This window comes from Aerococcus sp. L_32 (assembly GCF_050689315.1).
The window spans coordinates 1-3660 of record NZ_JBOEQF010000211.1; the positions used below are offsets into that span (position 1 = coordinate 1).

The 3660-nt window shown below is 38.6% G+C and carries 3 protein-coding genes and 1 pseudogene; all 4 read right to left on the reverse strand.

Features of this window, described 5'->3' with window-relative positions:
* Positions 1-534 (reverse strand): annotated as a pseudogene (locus tag ACRCJ0_RS10575) (oligoendopeptidase F); the annotation flags it as partial.
* A 68-nt stretch (positions 535-602) separates the two neighbouring features.
* Entirely contained in the window at positions 603-1700 is a 1098-nt protein-coding gene (locus ACRCJ0_RS10580) for a competence protein CoiA (RefSeq protein ID WP_431387247.1), read from the reverse strand.
* A 198-nt stretch (positions 1701-1898) separates the two neighbouring features.
* Complete coding sequence (locus ACRCJ0_RS10585; RefSeq protein WP_419970742.1) at positions 1899-2081, reverse strand: hypothetical protein; 183 nt, start codon at positions 2079-2081, stop codon at positions 1899-1901.
* A gap of 416 nt (positions 2082-2497) precedes the next feature.
* Positions 2498-3493, reverse strand: a complete 996-nt coding sequence (gene trpS, locus ACRCJ0_RS10590; protein ID WP_419970741.1) for a tryptophan--tRNA ligase — start codon at positions 3491-3493, stop codon at positions 2498-2500.
* Between the last annotated feature and the right edge of the window lie 167 nt (positions 3494-3660).

Consider the following 3660-nt stretch of genomic DNA (forward strand, 5'->3'; position numbering starts at 1 on the left):
GGCGTTGTTTAAAAGTGAGAAAGTTGTTGAAGAGCCAGCAAAGATTTCGCTTGCACCAGCAAGTAAAGCCTCTTCATTTGGTGATAAGACATGCGCTTTCTTCGCAAATAACTCACGGAAGAAGTGACCATATTCAGCGTGGTCTTCCAATGTTTTTTGTACATCTTCAGATACTGTTAATACTTCTGGCTCAAACCAAGAGATCTTTTCACTCACTTGAGCAAGTAAGGCGCCAGCTTGACTGTTGTAAGTTAGGTACTTGTTGTCTCCTGTATCTTGGTCATGTTTTAAATGTGCATAAACATAAAGGGTTTCCAATTCACGGCTCATCGCTAATAACGCCTCTAATACGGTTACCACTTGGTCAGCACCTTGGTCTAACGTGCCTTTATAGCCTTGAAAAGCCTCCGCTTTTGCTGGGAATCCACTTAAGGCATTCTCAAAAGCTTGATCCTCTAGGAAGATACTGGTTAAGTCCCATTGAAACGCACTATCTACTTCATTTCTAGGTTTTACTTCAAAAATTTTTGCCATAATATACCTCCATTTTTTTAATAGTATTTTCATTTTAACACATGAAGGTTGGTTTCTACATTAATAAGCTAACTATTTTCGTAGTTAGCATATAGCCACATCAGCCATGAAATAATGATTTCTTTGGTAAACAATGGATGGTCAATGACAAGCTGATTATCGAATAATACATTGGCGAATTGGGCAAAATGCGTCCGCTCAAATTCTGGATCATTCTTTTGATAAATGGCTACATAAGCTAGAATAATGGCCCAGTCAGCCACTTTTGAAAACATTGCGGTTGCCTGGTAGGTATATAAATCCGCTGGCGCTTCTTGTAAGTAAACTTGGCGTTGGTAAATGATTTCTAGAATTTTTTGTTGATTAACTGTTGGACTAACAAGAACTTTCTTAATAAACTTGGCTAAATCTTTTGGGGCTGGACTAATTATGGGGTGGTCTTTGCCAAATAATAAACTGGTCAAAAAGTCCCCCTTTTCATAGGTGAAATGGTCATTGAAGTAGTTGATATAGCGTTCAATTGACATCTGAATTTGCTTTTGCCCTTGACCGTATAGGTTGAGTGTCAATAAAACTACTTTACCTGAGGCCTCATGCCAAAAAGGCAGATAAAAACCAAACTCGTAATCATACCGTAAAAAGGGACGGACGGCATTCAAAGTCTTAGAAGTGGGTCCTTTGTGGTTGTTATCAAAAATGCTATGATAAGTAGATTGGTAGCCTAATAACCATAGAACACGACAATCTACATCCTGATAATCCGCTTGGCGTTTGAAGACATCTTCAGCAGAAATTGGGGCATACTGTAATTCGATGGCTAGGTTATTACTAACCTTGACTTGCTTGGGCACAAAAATATCGGCCCGCCTCACTTGATTTTTAATTGCATGCTCTATATAACCTTCTAAATCAACCGCCTTTAAATGGCCGTGAATAATCGTCTTTTGGTCAAAATGGATATCAGATTCATTCACCTTATTGTGGTCTTTGATTGCTTTAGCATAGTGGGCAAAATGAGGTCTCGTATCTTTCCCCTTCTTTAAATAAACAGCCCCCTTACATTGGCTGCAATAATAGCTTTCTGTTATCGGTATTTTTCTACCGTGTTCGTCAATCAGATCTACTGCAAAGACAAATGATTCGTCTTCTTTCTGTGCGAATTTCATCCTTTATCCCCCTATCACTTAATTATATACGCCGTAAATATTCAAAAGCGTCAGACTATTTTTCAAAAAAGTTAAATCATTTAAAAAACCAAGCAAGCTGTGGTCCTTACTTGGCGAAAAATGAGCGGTTATTTAACTTGCTTGTTCAGAGGCTAGTTTGCGGTTTAGTCCACTCTTCACGCCAATGAATAAGAGCGCTTAGTCAAAGATTTGGAAGATAATACCTATGATAAAAGCTAATGAATTAGACCCGGCGAGGTCGAAAACATAGCCTACTAGGGTATTGGCCAAGGCAATTCCAACATTTGAAATAAAACCAATCATTGGAAAGACTTTGGCAAAATGTTGGCGACCACATATTTCATTGGGTAATAATGGCATGTCGACTGCCCCTAAAGAAAAGATGCCCCCAAATATAAAGGCCAGCAGACTACCGATAATGATAATAGGATGTCAAGACACACTTGGCGTAACCTTGGTACAAAGAGGGCAGGGACACCAATCACATTATGGACAGTCCCACAAGCATCAGCAAACATCATGGCTGTCACCACTAATACAATTCAATGTATCTTTGTTTCATTCACCAATGCTAATCCCCCACGTCAAAAATTAGTGCGCTATCATGATATATTAGCAAGTTTTATAAGGATTTATATACTTTTTAAACTATTTTCCAAAATAAACTGTTCCGGGCAATTTTCACAAAAAAGCGTGGCGCTAGCCAACTTGGTTCGCTAACACCACACTATGAGAGTTGTTTAATTGAATCGGTAAAATTGATTAGCTTCGTCGGCTTATCTAAATCCGATTGCTTTTTCCATGGCAGCCAGTGTTTCATTGGCTACTTCATTGGCTTTCTTGGCACCATCCGCTAAGATGTCATCTAATTCAGAGGAAGCCATCAATTTTGCATGACGCTCTTGCATTGGTTCAAGGACAGAAATCACGACATCCGCTAAGTCTTGTTTGAATTTACCGTAACCAGCACCTTGGTACTCAGCAACGATGTCCTCAATTGGGCGGTTGGCGAATGAAGAATAAATCGTAAGCAAGTTGGAAACGCCGGCTTTGTTTTCTTTATCGTAAGAAATTTCACCAGAAGAATCTGTCATTGCAGATTTAATTTTCTTGGTAATTATTTTTGGATCATCCAATAATGATACGAATGACTTTTTGTTTTCGTCAGATTTACTCATTTTCTTGGTTGGTTCTTGCAAGCTCATAATACGGCCACCTTCTTTAGGTGCGTAGAATTCTGGCATGGTTAGAATTGGGCTTTCTTTCTTGTCTGTATAACGGTTGTTGAAGCGTTCAACGAAGTTTCTTGTTAACTCAAGATGTTGTTTTTGATCATCCCCAACAGGTACTAAATCAGTTTGGTATAAAATGATGTCTGCTACCATTAATGGTGGATAGGTTAATAGACCTGCTGAAACAGATGCTTGTTTAGCTGATTTATCTTTGAATTGTGTCATACGCTCTAGTTCTCCTAGGGCTGTATTACATTGTACAATCCAAGCAGCTTGTGCATGGGCTGGTACTTGGCTTTGAACAAAGATCGTTGCTTTTTCCGGATCAATCCCTAAAGCAATATACAAGGCAGCTAGTGAACGTGTGTTTTTACGTAACTCCTCAGGATCTTGCGCTACTGTAATGGCATGTTGGTTTACGACACAGTAATAGGCTTCAAAGTCATTTTGTAATTCGATAAATTGCTTCATAGCACCAACATAATTACCGATTGTTGGTGTTCCACTTGGTTGTACACCAGAAAAAATACGTTTTGTCATCTAAATATCCCCTCACTTAAATTCTACTCTAGTATAGCATATTTTTACTGTCTTGTTAGTATCCGCCTTGTTCTAATGACTAGATGACAGCGCATATTAACTTATTTTTGATACGTCAAAATTGGTTAAAAAAGCCATAGAAAATTCACAAGCTCTGTGTTATACTA